General features: G+C 66.1%; 14 protein-coding genes. 5 read left to right on the top strand and 9 right to left on the bottom strand.

Going from position 1 to position 25,341, the window contains the following annotated elements:
• Nucleotides 1-13 precede the first annotated feature (13 nt).
• Genes cas8c through cas3 form a run of 3 tightly spaced genes read right to left on the bottom strand, consistent with a single transcriptional unit; the run spans nucleotide 14 to nucleotide 5,087 of the window.
• A complete protein-coding gene (cas8c, locus tag KF833_22250) occupies nucleotides 14-1,924 on the bottom strand; it encodes a type I-C CRISPR-associated protein Cas8c/Csd1 (protein MBX3748039.1) in 1,911 nt (636 codons plus the stop codon).
• Between the two features lie 2 nt (nucleotides 1,925-1,926).
• Nucleotides 1,927-2,805, bottom strand: a complete 879-nt coding sequence (gene cas5c, locus KF833_22245) for a type I-C CRISPR-associated protein Cas5 (GenBank protein ID MBX3748038.1) — start codon at nucleotides 2,803-2,805, stop codon at nucleotides 1,927-1,929.
• Nucleotides 2,802-5,087, bottom strand: coding sequence for a CRISPR-associated helicase Cas3' (cas3, locus tag KF833_22240; GenBank protein MBX3748037.1), 2,286 nt, complete (start codon nucleotides 5,085-5,087; stop codon nucleotides 2,802-2,804). Before cas3 ends, cas5c begins: the two co-directional genes overlap by 4 nt.
• 441 nt (nucleotides 5,088-5,528) lie before the next feature.
• Between cas3 and KF833_22235 the strand changes: the two genes are divergently transcribed.
• The gene (locus KF833_22235; GenBank protein MBX3748036.1) at nucleotides 5,529-5,780 is read left to right on the top strand and encodes a UPF0175 family protein; all 252 of its coding nucleotides are present in this window, start codon (nucleotides 5,529-5,531) and stop codon (nucleotides 5,778-5,780) included.
• Nucleotides 5,781-5,815: 35 nt separating this feature from the next.
• On the opposite strand, the gene KF833_22230 is transcribed toward KF833_22235, so the two are convergent.
• From KF833_22230 to KF833_22220, 3 genes are all read right to left on the bottom strand, one after another.
• Nucleotides 5,816-6,016 (bottom strand): hypothetical protein, encoded by a 201-nt coding sequence (locus tag KF833_22230; protein MBX3748035.1) that lies wholly within the window; start codon nucleotides 6,014-6,016, stop codon nucleotides 5,816-5,818.
• A gap of 962 nt (nucleotides 6,017-6,978) precedes the next feature.
• The gene (locus KF833_22225) at nucleotides 6,979-7,182 is read right to left on the bottom strand and encodes a hypothetical protein (protein ID MBX3748034.1); all 204 of its coding nucleotides are present in this window, start codon (nucleotides 7,180-7,182) and stop codon (nucleotides 6,979-6,981) included.
• A gap of 2,002 nt (nucleotides 7,183-9,184) precedes the next feature.
• Nucleotides 9,185-13,357 carry a hypothetical protein gene (locus KF833_22220; GenBank protein ID MBX3748033.1) on the bottom strand — a complete coding sequence of 1,391 codons (4,173 nt, stop codon included), beginning with the start codon at nucleotides 13,355-13,357 and terminating at the stop codon, nucleotides 9,185-9,187.
• 279 nt (nucleotides 13,358-13,636) lie between these two features.
• Here KF833_22220 and KF833_22215 point away from each other — a divergent pair, with 279 nt between their 5' ends.
• The 3 genes from KF833_22215 to pdxA all read left to right on the top strand — a co-directional run bounded on the left by KF833_22215 (nucleotide 13,637) and on the right by pdxA (nucleotide 18,325).
• Complete coding sequence (locus KF833_22215) at nucleotides 13,637-14,548, top strand: redoxin domain-containing protein (protein ID MBX3748032.1); 912 nt, start codon at nucleotides 13,637-13,639, stop codon at nucleotides 14,546-14,548.
• A gap of 39 nt (nucleotides 14,549-14,587) precedes the next feature.
• Nucleotides 14,588-16,873 carry a DUF1573 domain-containing protein gene (locus KF833_22210; protein MBX3748031.1) on the top strand — a complete coding sequence of 762 codons (2,286 nt, stop codon included), beginning with the start codon at nucleotides 14,588-14,590 and terminating at the stop codon, nucleotides 16,871-16,873.
• A 429-nt stretch (nucleotides 16,874-17,302) separates the two neighbouring features.
• Nucleotides 17,303-18,325, top strand: coding sequence for a 4-hydroxythreonine-4-phosphate dehydrogenase PdxA (gene pdxA / locus KF833_22205; protein ID MBX3748030.1), 1,023 nt, complete (start codon nucleotides 17,303-17,305; stop codon nucleotides 18,323-18,325).
• Here pdxA and KF833_22200 read toward each other — a convergent pair.
• A complete protein-coding gene (locus KF833_22200) occupies nucleotides 18,322-19,305 on the bottom strand; it encodes a serine/threonine protein kinase (GenBank protein MBX3748029.1) in 984 nt (327 codons plus the stop codon). The two genes, pdxA and KF833_22200, sit on opposite strands and share 4 nt — an antisense overlap.
• Nucleotides 19,306-19,485: 180 nt before the next feature.
• Between KF833_22200 and KF833_22195 the strand changes: the two genes are divergently transcribed.
• Complete coding sequence (locus tag KF833_22195; protein ID MBX3748028.1) at nucleotides 19,486-22,488, top strand: PSD1 domain-containing protein; 3,003 nt, start codon at nucleotides 19,486-19,488, stop codon at nucleotides 22,486-22,488.
• Here the strand turns inward: KF833_22195 and lpxB are convergent.
• Together lpxB and KF833_22185 are read right to left on the bottom strand one after the other, a co-directional pair.
• The gene (gene lpxB / locus KF833_22190; protein MBX3748027.1) at nucleotides 22,475-23,674 is read right to left on the bottom strand and encodes a lipid-A-disaccharide synthase; all 1,200 of its coding nucleotides are present in this window, start codon (nucleotides 23,672-23,674) and stop codon (nucleotides 22,475-22,477) included. The two genes, KF833_22195 and lpxB, sit on opposite strands and share 14 nt — an antisense overlap.
• Nucleotides 23,675-23,775: 101 nt before the next feature.
• Nucleotides 23,776-24,810, bottom strand: a complete 1,035-nt coding sequence (locus tag KF833_22185; protein MBX3748026.1) for a Gfo/Idh/MocA family oxidoreductase — start codon at nucleotides 24,808-24,810, stop codon at nucleotides 23,776-23,778.
• Nucleotides 24,811-25,341 lie beyond the last annotated feature (531 nt).

Genomic DNA, 25,341 nt, shown 5'->3' with positions numbered 1-25,341 from the left:
GGTTCTGTGTGGGTCATTGGGATTCGGAATTGCTTTGTTGCCCGCGGGCTGCCTGCCGGGCCGCGGCTTCGGCAGCCTGCTGCTGGTAGAATCCGAGGGCAAACCGGCCCTGGGCCTGAAGGTCCAGGGTGCGTGGAAAGACCGGCGGCAGACCGGGCTCGGCCGGCTTGAACAGCGCGAGAACGCCCTGCATCTGCTCCTCGATGAAGCGCTCGTGGCCGCCGAAACGTTCGGATTTTCTGATCTTGTTCAGGTGATGCCGGTTCAGGCGCAGCAGCAGCGGGAATACGCTGGCCGGTGAGACGGACGCTGTGCCGAAGTAGCGTTCCGCTACGCCCGAACCTTCCAGCTTGTACTCGTGCGCTTTGCTTTGGGTGGCGGAGAGAATGGCGAGCAGCCGGCCGCAGTTGTAGGCGGCGTCATCGGTGTCGGCAGTGAGTTCAGGTCCTATTTCCATGTCGGCGTGGTTGCGGTTGCGGTTGAGGATGAGTTTGAGCAGTGCGAATCGGCTCTGGTCGTAGAGGAGCTGGTAGTCTTCATCGCGGACGAGTTTGGAGTGCAGTTGGTCGAGGATGGGTTTGATCAGGGAAGCAGACGGGGCTGTGCCTTCAAGCGCCGCGCGGTAGAGCTGGGCGGGCACGTCGGGCGCGAGATCCTTCGCCTCGCGGACTGTGGTGCAAGCCAGCCAGTAGGCGGACAGCGGATGGTACTCGGTCTTCTTGCCCGACGCAGTCGCCTTCTTGCTGCCCTTGGAGGTAGGTCTTTGGGGAACCTTGAGTTCAAGGTCGGCGAACCAGTGGTGGAAATGCTCGATGGCTTGATCAAGCGGCTCCTGGAGCCAGTGACGCACGACGATCCGACCGGAGTTACCGGCCAGCGTGACGGCGAAGAACTCGTCCTTTCGGGCCAACTCACGCTGGATGCCGGACCAAGGCGATTTGAGGAACTGAGCGACGGATTGGGAATCAGGCCGGTTGAGCAATCTGGCGAAAAGGCTTCCAGCCGCCGCGGTTTCACGGGCCCAGAAGCAGAAACTCGTCTGTCCCAGCCGCGACGAATGCTCGTCCTGTCCGAGCATCCAGTTCAGCGCGACGCAGTAGGCCGTGGCGGCTTCTTCCGAAGTCGGCGCGTTCAGACTTTGATCGAAGCCGTAGGAGCCGAAGGCGGGTTTGTCGAATGAGACGATGGCCGCACCGAACGACTGGGTGTTGGGAACGCCCTTGATCTTGGGATTGTGGGTGGGCGCAAGCGGCTGGTTTTCCCGCGCCGACACCAGGCACAGTCCGCGACTGTATCCGCTCCGCGCATCGTCCACTTCCCGCGCGTGTTGCCCGCGCCAGAACTGACGAATCGTCTCGTTTTCCAGCAGCAGTTCACCGGAGACACGGAAGGTGAAATTCTCCGGTCCAAGGCGCGCCTCGTCACCGTTGGCCGTGCGCAACCACCAGGCGCACTTGGCTCCCGACTTGGCATCTGGCGCAGTTCCCCAGCGGAGAAGCTGCGGAATGAGACCGGGAAGGCTATCTCGAAAGGCCATGAGCGCCTGAAGACCGGGATGGGCCGAATCTTTGGCTGCATCCTCGATCTGCCGCCAGAAGTCCGCTTCCTTGGCTGCGTTGTTCGTGTCGCGGCTGGCCCGCTTGGCTTCTGGCATCGGTGCATCGGGATCGGGATCCAGTCCGAAGACGGCTGTAAGCCCGTCGGCGAGGAACTCAGATACGCCGCCCACGACCTTAGGGCGCGTGGTTTGTGGACAGATGAACTCCTTACCGCGTTTGTCATCCCCGGTCATCTGCGGACCACCGCCGCGCAGTTGCCCGGACGCGTCGAGCTCTAGGATCCAGCGCACGGCTTTGGGCGAAAAGGCCAGGTCATCCAGCAGCTTCCGGGACTGGGCGAATTCGTAGAGATGCTTGAGCAGCATGGTCAGTTGCCTCCGGAGGGGGTGGTCAGGATGCGAATGCGGTCGGGATGGCAGTCGAGGCGGGATTTCTCAATCCGGGCGTGGAAGAAGGCGGGCTGGGGTTTGATGGGCCGGCGCGTCCAGCGCGTGGGATTGGCGGTGTATTCCTTCCGGCGAATGTTCTGTTCGCCCTTCTTCATTCCCGCCAGCGAGGACTCGAACTCGCGATCGCGGGCAGCGACTTCCTCGCCGCGGAGCCAGCGGAAACCGTGGGCACGTTCGCGATGGTCGAAGACGTCGTAGAGCATAAGGCCGAGGTCTTCGGTGATCGGTGCGTTTGCCTGTCCCAGTTCGGCGTGGCGACGTTGCAGGGCGGTGTCGGCATCGTCCTCCCACTCGAAGTCGGCGGTGAATTCCCTCATGCCGAGGCCGGGACGGTGGAAGCACTTGCCGGCGCAGGCGCGGCGTTCGATCTCGGCCAGATACTTCTCCCGCTTGTCCTCGGCCCGGTCGGCCAGCGGCGTGGTGCGGACCTCGGCGGTGACAAGATATTCCACGTCTTCCAGGGCCAGCATGTTCCGCTGGGTGCCGTCGTCCGCGCCGCCACCTGCCAGAATGGGCGAGGTTTTCTCGGGCGAGTGCATCCAGGTCCTCGCGCTGTCGAGACTAATGACCTTGGTGACTTCATTCCGCCGGAAGGAGATCCACCGACCCCGTTTCACCACGCGGATGGAGTCGATGAGGTAAAACATCTGCGGTTCCCAAAAGACGGCTTCCAGGATGCCGCGCGCGGCGGAGGGCGTCATGACCGGGTAGCTGACGCGCTCGACCTTCATCTCGGGACGGGTGAAGCAGGCGAAGTCGCCCCAGACGCGGAGGGTGATGGTGCCGGGTGTTTTCATGCGATGAAATCGTCGAGCGGCCGGTTCTCGACCAGGAGGCCGAGGTCGGGATGGTAAAACCCGTCCGCGAGGACGTGGAGCTCGAAGTTGGGGAGCAAGGGGCGGAGGTGCTTCATGGACTCGAGCTGTTGAAAACGGTGGTGGTGGACGTTGACCATGTAGCGCTGAAGGGCGCGGAGATCGTCGCGGGTGAAGCGCGGTTGGCGGTGGGCCGGCTGTCGGTCGCGAATGTCGGCAATCAGATCGGCGGCGAACTTCCGACCGTGATTGTCCGCGGCGATAATCACTGGCTGGCCGGAGTCTTCGATGACCTTGGCCTTGCGAGAAACCTCACGGAAGCGGAGTTGTTCGCGGTCCTGCTGGATGGTGGACTCCCCACGTCTCGCGTGGTCGGTGTTCACCACTTGATACAGGGAATCGAAGTAGCCTCGGAACACGTTCGGATCGGTTGAAAGCCTTTCAGAAGCAGCTGCCGGCTCGCCCAACTGATCCATCGTGATGACTGCCTGATCGGAGGCTGCGCGATAGACACCGGGTGGCAGCTTGTGATCCCCCGGCCGGAACACATGCACTTCACCGACGGCATGTCGTCCTTCGCGGTTGCATCGGCCGGCGACCTGAACGACGGAATCAAGCGGCCCCATTGCCCGCCAGACCACCGGGAAGTCCACATCCACACCGGCCTCGATTAGCTGGGTGGAGACGACGCGGCAAGGCATCCCTCCGCGAAGGCGTCCTCGTATTGTTTCAATCAACGCCAGCCGATGCGCCGGGCACATGGCGGAGGAGAGGTGGATCGGGCATTCGCCGTCGGGCAACAGGCGTTTCACCTGTTCCCAAAGCTCCTTGGCGTGCCGGGTGAGATTGACGACGCACAGCGCCTGCGGTTGCTCGGCGATTCGTGCGGCCAGTTGCGGCCAGTCGAGCGCTTCGCCCTGTCTGGGTAGGTGATAGGTCACGCGCCGCAACCGGCGGAAGAGTTCTGCGGGATCCGGGGCGATTTCGCGAAGTTCCTCCGGTGCAAATCCATCGGGCAACGCCAATGATTTGCGGAACGCTGGCTGAGTGGCGGAGCTGAAGACGAAGCTAACGCCATAGCTGCGGACCAGTTCGCGGAACACGCTGAACATGGGCTTGAGCAGGTGCGTGGGCAGCGTCTGGACCTCGTCGAAGATGACGACCGAGCGGGCGATGCGGTGGAGCTTCCGACATTTTGAGGGACTGGAGGCGAACAAGGATTCGAGAAACTGGACGGACGTGGTGACGATCACGGGTGCGTCCCAGTTTTCGGATACCAAGTCGAGCCGGTCCTTCTCCTCCTCATCCGTATCGGGTCTTGGAGAGGCGTTAGAGTGATTCTCCAGCACCACGCCGTCGCCCAGGATACGCCGGTACTCGGCGGCGTTTTGCTCAATGATGGATAAGTAGGGAATGACGACGATGACGCGCCGAAGCCCACATGCCTTGGCGTGAGCTAACGCGAAGGCCATCCCCGAAAGCGTCTTGCCGCCGCCTGTGGGCACGGTGAGGGAGAAGAAGCCCTGGGTCTGGCAACCCGCCTCGAGACAGGCATCAAAGATGCGATTGCGGAGCAGGCCCAATGGGCTGTCCAGGTTGGCCTCCCGCTTCCGATCCCGCTCACAGACAACCCTGCCAAGCAGGATCTCGGCGTCCAGCGGCACATCCGGTGTCGGCCCGGCTGGCCAGAAGGCAGTGTCGAGCCGATCCGCATCCACGAGGCAGGAGAAGAGCATTCGCACGTAGATCTCGGCGGCGAACGTCGGTTCGCTGGCGGATTCGACAAACGCTGGAATACCCGGTGGCCGTGGCAGCGGCCCCACCTCGGATTCAAGACGGGCAACCAACTTGCAGACCGCCTGCGTAACCCATGCCTTAGACGCCGCTGCTTGCGCGTCAGCCATGTCGTGAATTCCAGCGTGATGTCCGGCAACACAGAGCATCGTCCCGAGCTGCTGATGCGGTTCAAGCGCCCAAGCAGCACCATAAATGGCATGCTGCGTCTCGACACTACTACCCCGTTCACCTCGCAGGTAGGCTTGGAACTCGTCGCGGTATTTCCCCAGATCATGCAGCAGCCCGACCAACTCTGCTTCGTCGGCCAGTCCTAGCGGATCGGCGAAATGCCTGGCAATGCGGGCGACGTTCACCAAATGGTCCCGCAGCCGCTGCCATCTCGACCGGTCCTTGTCCGGCCCGCCATCCGGCCCTTGGGCTGTGTGCGCGTAGTAGTCCATTCTTCCCTCTGAATCGAGCGTTCCCATGGCCCCTCACGGGAAAGTATGGCTCCTTGGGATGGACAACCGTGGTCCAAGCGGATGAAGAATAGGGACGAAACTCCATTCCCAGTGTGGCATTTGCTCGGATTCAGCACGTTTGGAAGTGGCCAACCTTTGAAGCGGAGCGTGACTTATCACAATGCGCCCCTTGGGATCTTTGGTAGCGAGTTTCGCATGCTGACATTCGCCAAGCATCAGGATCGTCTTATGTACCTGGCTCCTCGTCGAACTGCAATGGAAACAGGGCGAAAGGGCGCCCAGCCAAAACCCGAATCGGGTTCCTATTCCGCTTGCTGAATCGAAGCCTCGTCGGACCCCAAAAAAATGGTAGGAGCGAGGACCGAAGTTGAAAGTGGTTGATCTGGCCCTTCCTTGTCCAGCAGTCTACCGCGTGCCAAGCAAGACGGCTAGCCTTCTCGCATGTCGTTGACCCTTGAGATTTCCGAAGAAGTCGTGACGGCGATGCGCCTTCCACGGCAGGAGGTCACGGCCGAACTGATGAAGGAACTTGCTGTCGGCCTTTACGCCCGCGAGGTGTTGTCCCTCGGCAAGGCGGTTGAAATGGCCGGAATCGGTCGTCGTGCATTCGAGGCGTTGCTCGCGAAGCGCCACGTGGTGCGCCCCTACGACATGGCCGAGTTGGATACGGATCTGGCTTGGGCGTCGAAGGGCGCTTGACGGGTCAGGCCCACGTGGACGGACCCGTCCCCTCCTCAGACCAGCGCGAGCCGAGTCCGAAAGGGGCCGGGCGGGATACCCTCGGGAAGGAAAGCTTGGCGAACGGTCAGAGTGTCGTCCACGGCCACAAGCAACCTGGCCGGGCCGGGGGAGTGGGCCGCGGTGGCCTCGACGATGGCGGAGTCGGGTCCGAGCTGGTTGACCGGGAACAGCACGCCGCCCACTTCGAGATGCATCCGCACCCGAGAGGAGACCTGTGCGGGGGAGAGTGTGCCGAGGAACATTGCCTTTCGGGAGGCGTGACCGGAGTTCTTCGGTGTCGGAGCAGACGGACCAGTCGGAGGGGCGGCCTTCGATGGGCCGCCGAATCGGGTCCGCGAACTCGCTTGTTCCGATGGTCACTTCGAACTCCTTGCATCGGTCCCTGGGAATGGTTGGATGTGGTAACCTCAACGGCGTCGCCGGGCAATCCTCGAGTGGGAGTTTATCGCGGAGAGGTGTCGGTTCTCGCCTTTGCCGGTGGGTGGGTATCGGCCGGATGATCTCCCGGCGTGTAACCGTTCACGGGGATCCGCGTCGCGGGGGACGCCGAGGATCGGAATTTTTTTGGGTGTTGCCCGTGGAGCAGGCCAATGGGCTCCATGGCGGGGGCGGCGCATCGTGGGTGCCCCGTGGGCTGGTGTGGGTGGGTTGGGTCGGGCCCATCGTCGGCCCGCCTGGATGGGGTATCTCGCACACCCGTCCCCACGCCAACGGCGTGCCGGTAATCCAGCCCAGGGCAAGGCCCGCGTCCGCGGGCCGCCGCCCTGGGTGACACGCCACAACAGACCCGAACCGCCCCTAAAGGGGCGGGGGTGGTTCCACCCCGAACGTTCATCGCGCGGGGACGGGGCCACCGGCACACCTTCGGCGTGCCTTGCGCGGGGTGGGGACGTTGTTCCCTGGGCGACGCCCACTGGCGCGGGCTTGCCCTGGGCTGGATTGCTTGCACGCCGTTGGCGTGCCCCGGAGATGGCCACTATGGGGTCGCGTTCGCCGTTTCACAGGATCTGCGAGGCCATCGGCACCTACTTCAAAGGCGAACCCGCCCCCTCCCCGGTACCCTATCCCTCCCGAGCGAAGACCCGTCTTCGCCTTCGCCACCACCTGCTGGTCCGTTGGGAAACAGTCGAAGAAAGCGGCGGACCGTTGATGGTCGCTATTCTGTCAAATTTAGGCAGACACGCGGATTGCCTGCTTTCATGCCCTGCGGCAGGCTCACTTCCCAAATGCGGTGGGAGCCGTCCACGTGCATTTCGATGGTGGCTTGGGTGGGTGGGTGGTCGGCCGGAGACTCGACCAGGAGGAAATCCGGTCCCATCTGCGCAATACGGAAGCTCAAGCCGTTCAGGTGCAGTCGCATCCGCACCATCGCGGAGTAGCCGCCGCTGTTTCAGTGGCTCCGCGCCAGTTGCTGCCACTGTCTGTCGATCCTGGGACGGGACGATGAATGATCGGAACTGGAGGTTGCGGGCAATGCTTGATTCTGAAGTTCCCTTCCCAAGCGCCGACACGCTGAAGCGTGGACACCCGAACGCCGGGGGCCGCGGTCTCGTTGGGTGGGGTGGCTTCAACGGGTGGCAGTCTTGCACCGATCGCTGGGTTCCCTCGTTGGAGCCTTGAGGGCAATGAGCGGGTCGTTGTCCTGCTGCCGACTTGTTGTGGCTTGTGCGGCGGTTGCGGTCACGAGTCGCGTGTCGTCGCCGAAAAGGGCCAGGATTCGGAGGGTCGAGCCATGGGTGAGGGTGCCACCTCCTGGACGCTGGAACGCATCATGGGGCCATCGGGCTGATAGGCGCCCACGCTGGCGGAGACGCGGTCCCGGAAGCGAGCGGCCAGAACCGTGCTTTTCCCAACGCGGTGCATTCCGGCGTTGTGGGTGAGGAGGCGCGAACTTCGCCAGGCGGCGCTTAGGAGGGCCGAGTTCCACGAGGCCGAAGCGTAGGGGTGCAATGGGTTGAGGACTCGCGGAGCTCGTCCCTCCGATTGGCTGCCTGCTCACCGACAACTTGGGGATGCACCGCTCACAACGGGCCCGCATCTCATGCATTTTGCAGCAGTCCTCGTACTCGTAATCGTACTCGTAATCGCCCCGCCCCTCGCCCCTCGCCCCTCGCCCCTCGCCCCCGCCACAAGGCAACACGCGAAGGGGTGTCCCTGCGGGTTCGAGGACGAGGACGAGGACGAGTACCGCCCTTCGGGCTGAGTACGAGTCGTGCGAGGGGTGGCTTGGGCGGGCGTAAGAAGTGGCGAGTGGCGAGTGGCGAGTGGCGAGTGGCGAGTGGCGAGTGGCGAGTGGGGTGGGGTGAAGGAATTCGGGCGTCCGGAAGGGAACCTTGCGGGGTGAGTTGAATGAGTCTTCAGGCGGTGGTGTGGCAGGAGGCGGGACCGTCGAGCCTGCCCGCGCCCTCCAACCGGTGGGTTCTGCGACCCCTTGGCGGGGTCGTGTGAGGGGTGGGACTGTTGCCCGGGGGTCGAACCCGCGAAGCCGGGCCCGACCCCCGGCTAATCGCTGGAAACCCTCCGGGTTTCTCCTGATGGAGGGTGAAGCTCCCAAGCTCCCACCCTTCGCCGCAACTTCGGGATGCACCGCGTTTGCCCGTGCATCCCGAGGTTGTGGGAAGAGGTGCGACATTCGCGAGGCGTCATCTCGGAGGGCCGAGTTCCACGAGGCCGCAGGGGAGTGGTGCAATCGATCGCGGACTCGCAGAGCTCGTCCCTCCGAATGGTGAAGCGGGGTGGTGAATTCGGAGGGCCGAGTTCCACGAGGCCACAGGGGAGTGGTGCAATCGATCGCGGACTCGCGGAGCTCGTCCCTCCGATTTGCTGCCTCCTCACCGACATCTTGGGGATGCACCGCTCACAACGGGCCCGCATGTCAGCATTTTGCAGCCGTCCTCTCACTCGTACTCGTACTGTCGCGGTAGGGACGCCGGTTACCCGGCGTCCCTACCGCGACGTCACGAGGTCACCTGCAAGAATCCGAGGAGAACCCACTCGAAGGGGGGGTCTGGGGAGGGCGAACCAAGGCGGGTCACTGCGCAGTTCCCATGAAGCGCAGAGAGCCTGGGAATCCGGCTCCCTCGACCGTGCAATGCGCATCGTACAGTGCTTCAATTCCATGTCGGGAAGGAAGGCGAAGCTCCCTCGGATCTCGATTCAGGGAACGGAGGCTGCGGGTGATGGGGCGGCGAGGGAACCCACAGATCCAAGAGTCCGCCGGACAAGTCACCAGGCACTCCGCCGTTGGCCGGTTAGTCCTCGTTCCGTTCAACTCAACCGGCCCACTGTGAAGTCCGCGACAGGGACCAATTTCATCCACCAATCCCGTGTCGGGTTCACAAGTCCGGGTGGGAGCCCGGGGCTCAAAAGTCCAGGGTGGTGATGCGGAAGAAGGCGGAGCCGTTCGGATTGGGCCCGAGATCGAGGTCATAGACCTTTTGGGTCGGGTCGTGAGGCGGGATGGGGATGGATTCCCAGGTGATGAGATCGAAGCTCCGCTCCAGGAGGAGCACGAGCGTGTGATCCACATCGACGGTGAAGGTGAAGTGGCCGGTGACGGGATCGAGTTGGGGTGAGTGGAGGTGGACTTCACCGGGAGGATTCTGGGCGCGGGCCCAGCGCTTCGGCTGGACCAGGAGACCGCCCGAGACGAGCGGGGTGGTCTCAGCGGTGTCGTCCACGCGCCAGAAGTTGGCGACCACCGCGCGGGTGCCGGGATTGAACGCGAAGTACGAGGTGATGGGGAGACCGTCCACGACCTTGGTGAAGGCGGCGGTGAAGACGTGGGCGTCGGGGGAACTGGCCGGGGTTCGGGAATCGGAGACGGCATGGCCGACGATGGAGAAGTCGGGGAGCCCGTACTGATCGAGGGTGAGAAGCCAGTGGAAGACTTCGCCGACGGTCTGGCTTGGCTGGAGCATGGATTGTCCCACGGCCCCGATGGCGTAGGGCGGGGTGCCGTCGCCGATGAAGAGGTTGGCCCAGTAATCGAGGAGGGGAAGCTGGCCGGAGGGATCGGCATAGGGAGCCGCGGCGGAAGGGCGGTCCATGCCGCCGAGGGCCATGACCTGGTCGAGGGCGGCCATGTACTGTCCCTTGAAGAGGGCGGGCTGGTCCGGGTGATTCACGTTGAGAGCCTGCCATTCGGGGGAGGCCAGGGCGGCGCTCCACTGGCGCATGAAGCCGGGATTGCGGCCGATGGCCAGATGCCAGGGTGTGGCGGGGAAGGCCTGGATGAGCCGGGAACCCTGCGGAAACCCCCCGAAGAAATTGGCGAGGCTCCCGCCGCCCTGGTACTGGGTCGCGGTGCCGACAGGAATGGAGTTGGTGCCACCCAGCGGGTTCGCGGCGTGCTGGGTGAGGCCGGGCTGATAGACGCCGCCATTGTTGGTGTCGGAGCCGGTGGTGACCGGGACCCAGGACCAGGGATTACCGGGGACGGCGTTGGCGTTCTTGTCGAAGAAGTAGAAATCGCCGGCCCAGGAGCCGAGGGTGTAGAGGAAGAGACCGAGGTCGGTCACGGCGGGCCGGTCGGTGGCCATGCCCCAGAGGGTGGTGGCGGACCAGGCCTGGTTGCCTTCGTAGTTCGAGTTTTCGTTCAGGCCGAGCGGCTGGGTGCCGGGACCGGGGGTGATGCCGCTGGCCCAGGGATGACCGGCCCAGACATCGAAGAAGGAGAATTTGGGGAATGAGCTCCGCATTTCCTCGGGGAGGAACAGGGCGCTCTGGAAGGCCGGATTGTCGGGGTCGTTCCCGAGGGTCTGAATGATGGCATCGATGCCGGGGCCGAAGGCGTCACGACCGGCCCAGGCGCTGGCGGTGGGGGTGTCGAGCCAGGAATTGTCGTAGAGGGTGACGAGGGAGGCGGCGGCGATGAGATAGCCGAGATTGTAGTGGTGATCGTTGAACTGGGAGGCGATGCCGAAGCCGTCCCACATGGTCCCGGGATAGTAGGGATTGGAACTCTGGTCGGTGGGAATGTTCTGGGGAGGATCGACATTGATGGCGTCGGCGGGGACAGGGGGCGTCTCCCGTTGGGGCTGAAGGGCGGGGGGCGGGTAGGTGGTGGCGACGGGGGGCGCCATGTTGGTGGTCCGGGGGGTCCAGAAGAAGGCGGGGAAGGCGCCGTTGGGGTGCATGACCACGCGTCCGGCCTCGGGTTCCCAGCGGACGAAGTACTCGATGTTCCAGAGGTTGGGGGTGCGATGATTCACGATGTCGGCGCTGCCATCCTGCTTGAAGCCGCCGGACCAGAAATCGTAATTGACCACGGCGACGGCGGGGTTTTCCCCGAAGAGACTGGAGATGCCTTTCTGGAGGCCGGCCACGGTGTCCTGGAGTGCGGCGGCAGGATCGACCCCGGGACGGTGGGTGTCGGGCGCACGGTAGTAGGGAACGGGTCCCTGGGCATTGAACCAGAACTGGTCGATGTAGGTCGGCTTGGCGGCGGGGGCGTACTGGTCGAAGAGATGAAGCGTGCCGAGTTGCTGGGCCACGCGGGAGAAGGCGGCATTGACCCCGTAGGAATCGATGGAGTTGCGATGGAAATACACACCCCAGGGCTGGTTGCCGTAGGCGGTGTTGTTCATGTACTGCGTCGCGATGTCATCCATGAGGAACTGTCCGACACTGACCATGCGGGGTCCGGAGCCGATGGGCGCGGTTTCGGCGTAGTCCTGCTGGTCGCGGGTGATGATGGTGGCGTTGAGGGGCTGGTCGGAATGGACGGAGCCGGTCCAGCGCGGCGGGGGCAGGGCGGCGAGGAAATTCTGGTGGAGATAGCGGGTCTGGAAGGAGGAAGCGGAGGTGCCGTCCGCGGTGGTCGGAGTGCCCAGATAGGTGGCAAGGGTGCCGCGGGCGGTCCAGTAGCGAAGGACCGGCGAACCGGACGGCAGGGCGGGGGCCCACGGGGTGACGGATTCGGGAACGAGCGGGGTCCAGGTGACGGCAGTCTGCGTGGTGAGGTTGGTGCCGAGGGTCATCGGCTGGTACTGATGGGGGAGGAGCGCGTGGACGGTGTTGGGGGCGGCCACGAGGGCTGGGTTGGCATGGGGATTGGAGAGGTCGCTCGTCCAGGTCGAGGTGACCACGGACTTGCGGGCGACCGAGTAGCGGACGCGGGTGGCGGTGACGTAGTTGAAGGCGTACTGGCCGAGGGCTTCGGCATAGGCGCGGGCGGCATCGAGATCGAGGGGCTGGCCCGTGGTCGGGTAGTGGGCCTGAACGGGGAGGAGGGCGACGACGAAGAACACCTTGCCCGGGTCGGATCCGAAATCGAGCTGGAGGTAGTCGAGATCGAGAGGGTCGGTGCCGGACGAGAAGGCGACCGGCTGATTGGCGGCGCGGGGATTGACGCGGTACCAGAAGATGGCGGCGGTGGTGTGATTGTCCTGGGCACCGGCCGGATTGAGTTGGGAGGGGACGGCCTCGATGCCGGGGATGGCGCGCTGGGGATCGTCCTGGTTGCCCGAGATCAGGGCGTACTGGACCTCGGGGAGGCCGGGAACGGTGGCGGGTGCGGTGATCGAGCGGGCGGGGCGCAGGCCGAAGATGAGGTTGTAGAGCTGGGCGTAACGCAGGTCATTCATTTCGCACCAGACATAGGGCGACCCGTTGGCGACGGTCAGCTTGAGGTAACGTCCGATGCCCGGATCGGCGTGGGCGGTGCGGGAGAAGGGAGCCTTGGGATCCTGGTACACGAGGTCGGCATCCCAGTCGCCCATGCGATCCACCAGGAGGGTGCGGACATCGTCGTTCGGGTTCCAGTCGGGGGTCCAGGCGGTGGTGAGATAGCTGGAGTCCGGGGACTGGCGGGCGTGGAGTTCGGTCGGAGTGAGGTTGTTCGGGACCAGGAGGAAGGTCTCGAGGGGCCGCGTCTCGAGACGGAGCGGGGACCGCTTCCAGGGCTCGGGGAAGGCGTCGTTCCAGTTTCGGTCGGGGGTGAGGTAGGGAAACGGCAGGGCGAGATTGAGGCCGCGCCGCTGGAAGTAGGGGTAGGGAGGGACGCTGCGATTGGGGATGGGGGAGCCTTGGATGAGGAGGCTCGGGGGGTAGGCGAAGTTGGTGACGGCGAACCCGTTGTAGATGCCGCCCTGGTTGAGCGGGGTGCGGGGTTCGAGGAGGGCGGGATCGCTGCCGAACTGGCCGGGGGCCCAGTTGAAGCTGAGCATCACCGGGTTGAGGTAGATCGGCTGCTGGTCGAGGCGAAGCTGCTGCCAGTGCCCCTCGTGCCAGCGTGACGGATCGCCGGGGGCATCGACCCATTGATGAAATTCGGCCAGTTCGCCGGTGCCCCAGAGGAGACCGCCGAGGAACGAGCGGAGCCGGTAGGGTTGGGGCAGGTTCGCCGTGGCGGCGACATCATGGACGCCGGGCAGGAGCGGGTACTGGGCGCTGTTGGTGGCGGCCCGCTCGAAGAAGGTCTGGCCCACCTGGAACGGCGCGGCATGAACGCTGTCGGCGGCGGTGCCGGACAGCGGAAGGGCGAGGAGGACGGCAGCCAGGCTCAGGATGAAGTCGGGCTGCCTTGGGGACATGCGGGCACCAAGCATACCGATCCCCTACCCGGATTCCGGCGGGATGTTACCGAATGGAGCGGTGCAAGCCTGGATCGGGCGTTCCGGGGAGCAGCCGTGCAATCCGGAGGTGCAGGGTTGGGTTGTGGACTCGCGGGGTTCGTCCCTCCGGATGTGAAGCGGACGGTTGAGATCGGAGAGCCGGGTTCCACGACCCACCCCTCCGGGAGGCACCGGTGGCGTCGACGGGAACGGCCGCGGGTTTGACATTCCGCCCGGCGATGTTTGAGTCGCGCCTTCATGAAACGCCTGTGTTTCGTTGTTGTTTTGCTGGCGCTTGGCCTTCCGGTGGGCGGGGCGGCCGACCTGGGGATGGAGGCGCCGCCGTTGCGAATCGCGCATTGGGTGAAGGGGGAACCGGTGGACCTTGCGTCCGCACGGGGCACCCACGTGGTGGTGGTGGAGTTCTGGGCGACGTGGTGCGGGCCGTGCCGGGTGAGCATTCCGCATCTTACGGAGCTGCAGAAACGCTACCAGGACCGGGGGGTCCGGGTGGTGGGGGTGAGCGACGAGGCCGTGGGGCGGGTGCGTCCGTTCGTGGAGCGGATGGGCGACCAGATGGGGTACACGGTGGCGGTGGACGACGGGGAGGCGACGACCGAGGGATACATGAGAGCCTTTGGGGTGCAGGGGATTCCGCATGCGTTTGTGATCGACCTCGAGGGGCGGGTGGCGTGGCGGGGACATCCCAAGGCCGGCTTGGACCAGGCCATCGAGGACATCCTCGAAGGGCGGCATGACATCGAGACGGCCAGGCGGGTGATGGCGGCGGAGACGAGCATGCGGGAATATTTCCAGCGGGCGGCCGAAGCGGAGGAAGCGACCGGGGCGCGGGAACTCGGGGATCGGATTGTGCGCGAAGGCGGGTCCAGCGCCGCACTGCTGAACACGTTCTCGTGGGTCATTCTCACTCATCCGTCGATCCGGAATCGGGATCTTGATCTGGCGATGCGGGCGGCGCGGATCGCCTACGAGAGGACGGGCGGCAAGGATGCGTCGGTGGCGGACACCTATGCACGGGCGTACTTCGAGACGGGCCAGTTGAAGGAGGCGATCGCGATGCAGCGGAAGGCGGTCGCGGTGGCGGCCGACGAGGTCGAGCGCGGGCAGCTCGAGAAGACCCTGAAGGGGTATGAGGCCCGCCTGGACTGAGAAGGCATCGTTCTTTCCAACCCTTTCCCTCCGCCCAGCATGGCCCGATCGAGCAAGGAATCCGTCGCGACCCCGTCGTCAGGGTCCTCTTCCGGGGGACGCACGTTGCGCCGGGCCGCGTTGATCGCGCTGGCCCTGGCGACCGGGTTGTCCGGGTGGCTGGCGGTGCAGGGGGCCGGGTCGGGATCGGTTCCCGGGTGTGACGCCGGCGACTGCGCGGCGGTGCTGGCGTCGAAGTGGTCGAAGGTGTTCGGGGTGCCGGTCGGATTGTTCGGGGCGGCCACCTACGTGATTCTGGCGGTGCTGGGGGCGCGTCCGTTCGGTCCGGGCCAGTGGCGCGTGCGGGTGGCGGGTGCGGCGCTGGCGATACTGATTCCGACGGCGGCAGTGTGGTTCGGGTTTCTCCAGGCGTTTGTCCTGCGCGCCTTCTGTCCTTGGTGCACGGCCACCCATGCCGTGGCGACCACGGGCGCGATCCTGATGGCGCTGGCGTGGCGGCGGGAGGGACGCGGTGCCGGAACCGCCGGTACGACGGGGCGCAAGGGACGACGCGAAACGGCGGAGGCGGCGCGAGGGGTGTGGGGCCCGGCCTTTGCCTGCGCGGCGGTGGCGATGGGGGGATGGATGGGCGTGCAGGCGCTGAGCCCGGAACCGCCACCGGCCCGGATCGTGACCGCTTCGATGGGGACAACATCCGGCGGCGGGACGAACGCCGGACCGGTTGCGGATCCGTCACCCGGAGGCGAAAGCGCGGCGGTTCCTGCGCCCGGGGTGGAGCGGGGGGACGCGGAGGCAGGGAGTGGGGGCAGGACGGTGGCGGCGGGGCGGTTGCGTCTGCACCAGGGACGGTTCGACCTGGATGCGAGGGAACTGCCGCTGGTGGGGTCCCCCGAGGCGCCCTACCTGGCGGTGATGATCTCAGACTACTCGTGCCGGTACTGCCGCAACGCCCACCGGACGCTGCATGACGTCTGGGAGGGGCTGGGGACGGATCGGTTGGGTCTTTTCATGCTGCCGAGCTACGGCAGTGCGGAGTCGCGGGAGATCCAGCGCATGATGCTGGCCACGTGGCGGGTGGATCGCGATCTGTGGCGGTCGGTGGCGGACGACCTGTACGGGGAACGGACGACGCTGCATCCGACCGCGGTGCGGAGCGTGTTGTCGCAGCGGTTGGGGGCGGACCGGCTGCAGGCGGCCCTGGTGGAGCACGAGGGCTGGATCACCTGGCTCTTCGAACTGACGCGGGAGATTCACGCGGCCAACCGGGCGGTGACGCAGCGCGGCAACATCCCCCAGTTCATCATCGGTCAGGAGATTGTCGTGGGGGCGCCGGCGGATGCGCAGGAGTTCTTCCGACTGTTCGCCAGCCACCTGGGGCTGGTCCGGGAACGGATCCCCGAACTGAGGTTGGGAACGGAGGTGGTGGACCTGGGCCGGGCCTTCGCGGGGACGCAGCGGCCGGTGACGATTTCCTTCACGAATCCCGGTCAGGCGCCCCTGATGGTGCAGCGGGTGAGCCTGCCAGCCGGGGGACGGGTGCTGCGGGGATTACGGACACCGGTGCCGCCGGGGGGGGCCGGACTGCTGGACCTGATGCTGGTGATGCCGCGGGACGAAGGGGAGTTCGAGGAGACCCTCACGATTCACAGCGATGCGCGGGTTCCCAGTGTGCCGGTGCGGGTGACGGGGCGGTCATGGAAACCGCTGACGATCACGCCGCCCATCCTGGATCTCGGCCGGGTGGATCCGCAGCAGAGTGCGACCCAGGGGGTGATGCGGCTGTCGTTCGCGGAGGACGTGGGTGTGGTGTCGGTGCATCCGCAGACGCCAGGGTTCACGGCCCGGCTGAACGAGGTGTTGCCCGGGCGGGAATACGACGTCGAGGTCGGCACCGACCGTGCGCTGGGAACCGGGTTGCAGCAGACGGCGCTGTTCGTCCAGTTGCAGACGCCGGTGCCCGAGGGCTGGCCGGAGTCGCTGGCGCTGGCGGCGCGGGTGTTGGTGGAACGGGCGGTGACGGTGGTGCCGCCGCGGGTGGTGGTCCCGGGAGGGATGCTGGCCACGGACCGGCATCACCAGGTGCTGGTGCGTTGTCTGGACGGGATGCCTGACTTCGCGATCACCGGGGCGGTGCTGGAAGGCGGCCCGGTGTTCACCCAACCCCAGGTGCAGCGGGGAGGCGGAACCAACAGTTACGTGGTGCAGATGACCCTGCCGTCGGGATGGAGCCTGCCTCCCGCGCCGCTGGGGGCACGTCTGGTGATCGAAACCAACCACCCGAAGTATCCGAGTATTGATGTCCCGCTGGTGGCGCAGGGGATCTGAGAGGCGAAAGCGGGGTGGTGAATTCGGAGGGCCGGGTTCCACGAGGCCGCAGGGGAGTGGAGCAATGGATTGCGGACCTGCTCCGGCATTTGCCCTGGCATCGGACGCGTACTCGTCCTCGAAAAGGGCACCGGCATGTTCGACCCTGAAGAGCTCGTCCCTCCGGAGTGAAGCGAGATTACGATTACGATTACGAATCCGATTCAGAGGGCGGTGCATCCCCAAGTTGTCGGTACCGAGCCAGCGAATCGGAGGGACGAGCTCCGCGAGTCCTCAACCCAACGCTCCACACCGTTGCGGCCTCGTGGAGCCCGTCCCTCCGAAAGGTGAAGCGAGCTCAAGATTAAGATTACGATTAAGATTACGAATCCGATTCTGAGGAAAGCGAAAGGGTGCAACGGCGGGGGTGGGGCGGTAGGGTCCGGGGCGATGCGGCAGCCGTTGGCGATTGCGTGTGGAGATCCGAGCGGGATCGGGCCGGAAGTGACCCTCAAAGCGGTGGCGGCCGAGTTGGAGACCGGGGAGACGACGCGGTACGTGCTGGTGGGGGACCGGACCCAATTGGAGGCGTGGAACCGGCGGCTGGGGATTGGGTTGAATCTGGCGGGCGAGGTCGATGAAGCGGCTGCGGTGAGGGTCGTCGATCCGAGGTCCGAACCGCTGCCGGACCTCATGGAGCCGGGTTCGCCGATGGCGGCGGAGGCGGCACTGGATTACCTGAATGCCGCCGCCGCGGGCTGCCTGTCCGGTGGGTTCGGAGGGTTGGTGACGGCGCCGGTGAGCAAGGAAGCCATCCTCCGGACAGGACATGCCTTTGTCGGGCAAACCGAGCACCTGGCGGGATTGGCGGGCGGGGTTGAGGTGACCATGCTGCTGCTGGGCGATGATCCCGGGGGACGGTGGCTGAGGGTGTCGCTGGCGACGACGCATGTGCCGCTGCGGCAGGTGGCCGAGGCGGTGACGACCGAAGGGGTGTTCCGGGCGATCCGCCATTCCGTCGAGGCCTGCGGGCGGCTGGGCTTGGGGCGGGCACGGATTGCGGTGTGCGGTCTCAATCCGCACGCGGGCGAGGGGGGAATGCTGGGGGACGAGGAGGGGCGGGTGCTGGTGCCGGCGATCGAGCGGGCGCGGACGGCGGGCTGGGAGGTGGTTGGGCCGCGCGCGGGGGACACGGTCTTTCATGAGGCCTGGCGCGGGGAATACGACGTGGTGGTGGCCATGTACCATGACCAGGGATTGGCGCCGTTGAAGCTGGTGGCGTTTGCGAGCGGGGTGAACTGGACGCTCGGCCTGCCGTTTGTGCGGACTTCGCCGGACCACGGGACGGCCTACGATGTTGCCGGCCGGGGCGTGGCGGAGGCATCGAGCATGCGGGCGGCGATCCGGCTGGCGCGAAGGCTGACGGGCGGAACGCGGGGGAGGTGCGGTGCGGGGATGGAAGAGACGGCTTAGCGCCCAAGCCACTTGCGCATGCGGCCGCCGGGGGTTGGGGCGGCCTCTCCCGGGCGGAAGAGGGAGACGAGGAGCTGGCTGCGGGCGGCGGTGAGGGCCATGATGAACCCGTCGTAACTCTGGAACCGGTCGGCGGGGTTCTTGGCCATGGCCTGCCAGAGGGCGTCGCTGGTGGGCTGGGAAATATCCGGCCGCACGTGGTTGGGGGGGGTGAGCGGGGTGTGGATATGGGCGGCGATGAGTTCCTCGACGGTGGGGGCCTCGAAGGGGACGTGTCCGGTCAGGGCGTGGTAGAGGGCCCCGGCCAGGCTGTAGAGGTCGGAGGAGAACGTCTCCTGTTCGCGCTTCACCTTTTCGGGAGCGACGTAGTACGGGGTGGCCCAGAGGGACGATTCGTCCACGCCGTCGTGCTGGGCAGGACGGGCGAGTCCGAAGTCCACCAGTTTGGGTTCCCCGTCGGCATTGAAGAGGATGTTGCCCGGCTTGATGTCGCGGTGGAGGAGGTTCTTCTTGAGGGCCGCGTCGAGGGCGCCGGCGACCTTGATGCCGGTATCCAGGATATCGAGTTCGGGGATGCGCTGTTCCTTCTCGATGCGGCTGTCGAGGCTGCCGCGGTCGGCCAGTTCCATGACCATGTAGAGCTGGCCGTTGATCTGATCGAACTCGTAGATGTGGATGATGTTGGTGTGGTTGAGGGCGCCGCAGGCCCGGGCTTCCCGCTGGAAAGCCTCGACCGCCTCCCGGTCGTTGAGCAACTCGCGGCGCATCAGCTTCACCGCCACCTCGCGGAGCAGCATCTCGTCGAAGGCGCGATAGACGGTGCCCATGCCGCCCGAGGCGATGGGGGCGCGGAGTTCGAGCTGCCGCATTTTGAGCGGCATCATCAGGGGATGCCCGCACTTGCCGCAGGGGGTGAATTCGAGGGGGGGAAGATCGGCCGGGATGAACACCTTGGCGGCACACCCGCCGCAGGTCACCATCTTCAGCGGGCGGCGCTCGGAGATAGTGGCGGGTGCGTCGAAGGTCACGGCGCCACACTACCACGCACGTTACGGCAGACAAGGGACGAGGCCGGCCGGCGGGCCCCGGAGGATGACCCCGTCCGACGGCCGGTCGCAGCTTGCATCGAGGCGCCGCTCCCGGATGATGCCGGGAATCCAATGAAGCGGCGCGAGCGTGATCCAGGCTGGACCGGAGTGGGTCCGATGATGGCGGCAATGCTATGGCTGGCGGTGCCGGAGAGCAGGGCGGAAGAACTGCGATTCAACCGGGACATCCGGCCAATCCTGTCGGATCACTGCTTCCACTGTCACGGGCCGGACGCCTCGACGCGGAAGGCGGGCCTGCGGCTGGACACGCGGGAGGGGGCCTTGGCGCTGCGCCGGGGTCGCGCGGCCGTGGTGGCGGGGCATCCCGACCGGAGCACGCTGATGGAGCGGGTCCGGAGCGACGATCCGGAGGACATCATGCCGCCGCCGGATTTGAAGAAGCCGCTGACCGAGGCCCAGAAGGCGACCTTGGAGGAGTGGATCCGAAGCGGTGCCGGGTACGAGGGGCACTGGGCCTATGAACCCTTGAAGCGCCCGGAGGTGCCGGGGGCTGAGGATCCAGACGGCTCCGGCCGGGGGACCGGGCGTTCCTGGGGTGCGGAGGCGATCGACCGGTTCATCGACGCCGAACTGGCATCGCGCGGGCTTGCCCGGTCGGCGGAGGCGGATCGGCGGACGCTTTACCGGAGGTTGAGTCTGGATCTGACGGGACTGCCGCCGCGATCGAAGGAGGTGGAGGCCTTTGCGGCGTCGAACGATCCCGAAGCCTATGGGCATGCCGTGGACGCGATGCTGGCATCGCCGCATTACGGGGAGCGGATGGCGGTGTTCTGGCTCGATCTGGCGCGCTACGCGGACACGGTGGGGTATCACGGGGACCAGGACTTCAGCGTCTGGCCCTACCGGGATTATGTGATCCGGGCATTCAACGCCAACATGCCCTTCGACCGGTTCACGCTGGAAAACCTGGCGGGGGACCTGCTGCCTGACGCGACCCGGGATCAACGGGTGGCCTCGGCGTACAACCGGTTGCTGATGATCACGGCCGAAGGCGGAGCCCAGGATCGCGAGTACCTCGCCAAGTACGCCGCCGACCGCGTGCGGAACACTGCCACGGCCTGGCTCGGGGTGACGCTCGGGTGCGCGGAATGTCATGACCACAAGTACGATCCGTTCACCGCCCGGGACTTCTACAGTTTTGCGGCGTTCTTTGCCGACCTGAATGAGCAGGGCTTTTACGCACGCGGGTTTGGAGGCGGGGATTGGGGTCCCATGCTGCGTCTGCCCACAGCGGCGCAAACCGCCGAACAGGCGCGCCTGGAGGGGACGATCGCCCGGTTGAAGGCCGCCTTGGCGGACGAGACGCCGGAACTGGTGGCAGCCCGGTCCGAATGGGAACGCAGTCTGGCGAAGGACGGCCGGGTGGAGCTGGGTCCCTGGCACATGGTGGGTCCGTTCGGGGCGGACAGCTTCGAGGAGGCCTACGACCGGGAGTTCGGTCCGGAACAGGGCGTGGATCTCGAGGCGGAGTTCGACGGGGGCGCCCTGAAGTGGAAGGCGCGGTCGCATTGGAAGGACGGCACCATTCAGGCGCTCGACGGCGAAAACTCGGCGACCTATGTCTTCCGGACCCTCCGGGTTGCGGTCGAACAGGACATCGAATTGTCGTTGGGCAGCGACGATGCCCTGCGGGTGTGGCTGAACGGCGAGGAAGTGCTGGCGAAGAAGGTCCAGCGTGGGGCCGCCGCCGGCCAGGAGAAGCCGGTGGTGCGGCTTCGCGCCGGGGAGAACGGGTTGCTGATGAAAGTGGTCAATGCCGGGGGCGGCAGCGGCTTCTACTTTCAGATCGTGGACCAGATGCCACCGGAGATCGTCGCGGCCGCCCAGGTTCCTCCCGCGAAACGTACTGAGGAACAGCGAGCCCGCCTCAAGACGCATTTCGCGGGGATCACTCCCCTGCTGGAGCCGACGCGCACGGCGCTGACCCAGGCGCAGGAATCCCTCAGGAGCCTGCTGGCTTCGATGCCAAGGACGCTGGTGTCGGAGGCCCTTCCGGAACCGAGGGAGACACGGATCCTGCGGCGCGGCAACTGGCTGGACGACGGCGGGGACGTGGTGAAGCCGGCGGTGCCGCATTTTCTGCCGCAGCAGGGGGTGACGGACCGGCGGCTCACGCGACGGGACCTGGCGGAGTGGATCACCGCGCCGGACAACCCGTTGACCGCCCGGGTGATGGTGAACCGGTTGTGGAAGCAGTTCTTCGGGGTGGGATTGTCGAAGAAGCTCGAGGACATCGGGGCGCAGGGGGAATGGCCGTCGCATCCGGCCTTGCTCGACTGGCTGGCGTGCGAGCTGCGGGACAGCGGATGGAACCTCAAGCACGTGGTGCGCCTGATGGTCACCTCGGCCACGTACCGGCAGAGTTCACGCGGCACCGAAGCCTTGCGCGAGGTGGATCCGGACAACCGGTGGCTGGCCCGGCAATCGGCGTTCCGGATCGATGCGGAGTTCGTGCGGGACCTGGCGCTGTCGGCAAGCGGACTGCTGGTGCACCAGTTTGAAGGGCCCAGCTCCAAACCGTACCAGCCGGCCGGGTATTATTCGCAGTTGAACTTTCCGAAGCGCGAATACGAAGCCGACCGCGACGAAAACCAGTATCGCCGGGGGCTGTACACGCACTGGCAACGGACCTTCCTGCACCCGAGTCTGGCGGCCTTCGATGCCCCGACGCGGGAGGAGTGCACCGCCGAACGGGTTCGATCCAATTCGCCGCAGCAGGCGCTGGTCCTGCTGAACGACCCCACCTATGTCGAGGCCGCCCGGGTGTTCGCGGAGCGCATCCTGCGCGAGGGCGGCACCACGGTGCGGGACCGCCTGAGGTTCGCCTTCCGGGAGGCGCTGTCGCGCCAGCCCCGTCCCGACGAGTACCGAATCCTCGGCAACCTGCTGGCCGATCACGCCCGGGAATACTCGGCCGATGCGGGAGCCGCCGAACAGTTGCTGGCAACCGGAAACCGGCCGGTTCCGGAGGATCTGCGCCGCGACGAGCTGGCCGCCTGGACCTCGGTGGCGCGCGTCATCTTCAACCTGCACGAGACCATCACCCGGTCCTGAGTTCTGGTGGGCGATCCCGACCGGCTGCCGGTCCACGAGGGTCGGCCGGCAACAGACCCAGAATCGCTTCAGCGGCCCGGCCGACGGCCCCGGGCGGGCCGAGCTGCGCCACGACGTCGCCGAGTCGTTCGCGCATGGCGCGCCGTGCGTCCGCATCGCACAGCAAGCGACCCGCCTCGGCGGCAATGGTTTCGGGTGTGGCCTGGGTCTGGAGGAACTCCGGCATGACCGGCGCCGGTGCCAGCAGATTGGGAAGGGCCAGATGCCGCACCCGGATGATGCGCCGGGCGATTTGATAGGTGCTCCAGGAGGCCTGGTAGATCGCCAGCGTCGGCACCCGCCACAGGGCGCATTCGAGGGTCACCGTGCCCGTTGACGCGATCGAGAGCGTCGCCCGGGCCAGTTCCTCGCTCAGGCCGCCCACCCGGCACTCGAGCGCCAGGTCCGTGCCCTTGTCCGCGGCAAGCGCCGCCTGCCGCAGGCTGTCGTCCGGAAACACCGCCACCCACTCGACCGCCGGACCCTTTCCCGCCGCCACCCGTCGGGCCGCCTCCAGCATCAGGGGCCAATGCCGCGCGATCTCGGAAGGACGACTGCCTGGCAGCAGGACCACCCTCCGCGGGCATCCCTCCGGGGGTTCGATCGCTTTCGCCGCGGCCGGATGCCGGTCCACGATGGGGTGCCCCACGAACTCCACCCGCAATCGCGGATGCCGCCGGGCATACCATGCCGGTTCGATGGGCAGGATGCTCACCAGCAGGTCGAGGTCGCGGGCGAGCGTGCGGGCCCGCCCGGGACGCGACGCCCAGACCTGGGGCGACACATACTGGACCAGGTGTGGGCGCCAGCCGGCCGTCTGACGTGCCCGCAAGGCGGCTGCGAACCGGCGGTTGAAGCCGCCGTAGTCCACGCAGACAATCACCTCCGGCCGGCGTGCGCAGGCGAGATCGAGCATCTGTTCGAGGATGCGCCGCAGGCGCCACAGATTCCTCAGCACATCGGCCAGGCCGATGATGGCGTATTGGGTCAGGTCGAGTTGCAGTTCCACCCCTGCCTCCCCCATGCGGGGCCCGCCCGCCCCGAAGAACTGCGGGGGGACGCCGCCGCGTTGCACCACCCGCTCGCGCAGGGACCCGACCAGTTCCGCCGCCAGCAGATCGCCGCTGGGTTCCCCGGCAATCAGCATGAACTGAAGGGATTTCAGCGGGCACTGGGGTTCATCCCCGGCCCCTGCGGAAAGCGAAGCCGGATGCGGCGGAACACCTGGCGGTCGGTCGGCGTCGGTTCTCATCCCAATTCCGGCGGCACCTGGGCCTCGATCTGGCGGGTGATCGTGAAGGCGAGATCAAGGGCGTGCTTGGCCGATTCGCCGCTCACCAGCGGGGCGCCCTGCTCCGTCACGCACCGGATGAAATGCTTCAGTTCCAACTGCAGCGGTTCCTCCCGGGTGATGGGCACCGGCTCGCGGACGATGCGGCGCCCCGCGAACTCCACCACGATCGAGGAGTCCCGCGCGTGCAGCAGCTTCTTCAGCAGCGAACTCTCCTTCTCGTCCGATCGGGCCAGTCGCAGCGCGTATCCGGTCTGGGCGCGGTAATCCAGCGACACGTAAGCCGGTTTGGCCCCGCCGGAAAACACGCGGATCTTCCGCATCCGCTCCGTGCTCACCCGGCTGGCCGTGAGGTTGGCAATGCAGCCGTTGGCGAACCGCAGCCGCGCGTTGGCGATGTCCTCGCTCCGGCTCAACACCGGGATCCCCACCGCATCCACCGCCACCACCGGGGAATTCACAAAGGCCAGGATCACATCCAGATCGTGGATCATCAGATCCAACACCACCCCGATGTCCGTGCTGCGGGCCGGGTAGGGCGACAACCGATGAGCCTCGATGAAGCGCGGAACCGGCGCCATTTCCTGCAACCGCTGAAACACCGGGTTGAACCGTTCCACATGGCCCACCAGCAGGACGCACCCCTTCTCGCGCGCCAGCTCGACCAGGGCCGTCGCGTCCGCCGCATTGTCCGTCATCGGCTTCTCCACCAGCACATGCCGGTTGTGGCGCAGCAGGTGACTGGCCGTCTCGAAATGGGTCGAGGTGGGTGTGACCACGCTGAACACCTCGGCCGACTCCATCGCCTCCGCCAGGTCGCCGAAGGCCCGCACCCCGAGGCGGTCCGCCACCGCCCGGGCCGTCTCCGGAATCGCGTCGTGAACGCCCGCGAAGATCACCTCCCCCGCCGCCGCCATGGCGGCATAGATGCGCGCATGCTCCTTTCCGAGCGATCCGGTGCCGATCACGGCAACCCTGGGCGGCGACTTCATCGGCCGGCAACCTAAGGACCGCCCCTCCCCGGCGGAAGCCGCAAGTGGGCGGTTGCACCCGGCCGGCGCATCTCCGGGTTGTGGATGAGGAGGCAGCGAATCGGAGGGACGAACTCCGCGACTCCACGTCCCGTAGCACCCCACCGCTGCGGCCCTAATGAATAGGCAGGTCATTAAACGAGCTGGCTTTCTCCAAGCCAGGCCGGTGCTACCCGGGGCCTCGCTTATCGCATTGCCGTTGGGAAATTCACACAAGGCACAAGCTCAAGCTAATAAGCCAGGCCGCTTAAGCTGGACTTCTATGATTTAATAGGTCAGGCGTTTTAAATTGACTTCGCAATGGGAATACTCACGCTTCCAGCCCAGTAACCATCCACTCCCCAAACCATGAGAATACCCCGCATCAAGGCCGATCCTTCCCTCCCCGCAATCTATCACTGCATGTCCCGAGTCGCCGGTCGCCTCCCTCTCCTCGACGACTCCGCCAAGAACAAGTTGGTCAACATCCTCCATCATCTCGCCCGATTCTGC

The sequence above is a fragment of the Verrucomicrobiia bacterium genome, from assembly GCA_019634625.1.
Taxonomy (GTDB): domain Bacteria; phylum Verrucomicrobiota; class Verrucomicrobiia; order Limisphaerales; family CAIMTB01; genus CAIMTB01.
Note: the sequence above shows the minus strand (reverse complement) of the source record. Positions and strands in the feature narration are given on the sequence as shown.

Coding starts and splice junctions, on each gene's coding strand:
- cas8c (MBX3748039.1), bottom strand. CDS start 1,924: ATGCTGCTCAAGCATCTCTACGAATTCGCCCAGTCCCGGAAGCTGCTG.
- cas5c (MBX3748038.1), bottom strand. CDS start 2,805: ATGAAAACACCCGGCACCATCACCCTCCGCGTCTGGGGCGACTTCGCC.
- cas3 (MBX3748037.1), bottom strand. CDS start 5,087: ATGGGAACGCTCGATTCAGAGGGAAGAATGGACTACTACGCGCACACA.
- KF833_22230 (MBX3748035.1), bottom strand. CDS start 6,016: ATGCATCTCGAAGTGGGCGGCGTGCTGTTCCCGGTCAACCAGCTCGGA.
- KF833_22225 (MBX3748034.1), bottom strand. CDS start 7,182: ATGCGACTGCACCTGAACGGCTTGAGCTTCCGTATTGCGCAGATGGGA.
- KF833_22220 (MBX3748033.1), bottom strand. CDS start 13,357: ATGTCCCCAAGGCAGCCCGACTTCATCCTGAGCCTGGCTGCCGTCCTC.
- KF833_22215 (MBX3748032.1), top strand. CDS start 13,637: ATGAAACGCCTGTGTTTCGTTGTTGTTTTGCTGGCGCTTGGCCTTCCG.
- KF833_22210 (MBX3748031.1), top strand. CDS start 14,588: ATGGCCCGATCGAGCAAGGAATCCGTCGCGACCCCGTCGTCAGGGTCC.
- pdxA (MBX3748030.1), top strand. CDS start 17,303: ATGCGGCAGCCGTTGGCGATTGCGTGTGGAGATCCGAGCGGGATCGGG.
- KF833_22200 (MBX3748029.1), bottom strand. CDS start 19,305: ATGGTGACCTGCGGCGGGTGTGCCGCCAAGGTGTTCATCCCGGCCGAT.
- KF833_22195 (MBX3748028.1), top strand. CDS start 19,486: ATGAAGCGGCGCGAGCGTGATCCAGGCTGGACCGGAGTGGGTCCGATG.
- lpxB (MBX3748027.1), bottom strand. CDS start 23,674: ATGCTGATTGCCGGGGAACCCAGCGGCGATCTGCTGGCGGCGGAACTG.
- KF833_22185 (MBX3748026.1), bottom strand. CDS start 24,810: ATGAAGTCGCCGCCCAGGGTTGCCGTGATCGGCACCGGATCGCTCGGA.